This window comes from Lactobacillus kalixensis DSM 16043, assembly GCF_001434335.1.
Classification (GTDB): domain Bacteria; phylum Bacillota; class Bacilli; order Lactobacillales; family Lactobacillaceae; genus Lactobacillus; species Lactobacillus kalixensis.
Genome location: NZ_AZFM01000099.1, coordinates 1 through 315, shown reverse-complemented (window position 1 = coordinate 315; position 315 = coordinate 1). Strand labels below are relative to the sequence as shown.

General features: G+C 41.6%; 1 protein-coding gene. It reads right to left on the bottom strand.

Annotated features, from left to right (window positions below; translation table 11 throughout):
• The coding region (locus FC46_RS09935; RefSeq protein WP_157046846.1) for a DUF1542 domain-containing protein at window positions 1-315 on the bottom strand (315 nt) is incomplete at both ends.

Below are 315 nucleotides of genomic sequence, written 5' to 3'. Positions count from 1 at the left end.
GCAGTTTCTACTGCTTCTGAAGTAGTAGCTTCTTTAATTGCATTCTTGGCATCATTAGCCTTTTGATCTACTTCATTGTTCAGAGCAGCCTTTTCTTCATCAGTTAATGATGAGTCAGAAATTTCTTTCTTCTTACCCGCTGCGGCGTTGTCGATGGCTGCGTTTGCCACATCCTTGTCGATGGCAAGCTTACCGTTATCAACTGCATTCTTAACATCTTCATCAGACTTAGCGTTATCAATTGCATCTTGAGCCTTCTTAGCGTCACTATCAATTTGATCCTTAGCGGCTTGCTTTTGATCATCAGTCAAGTTG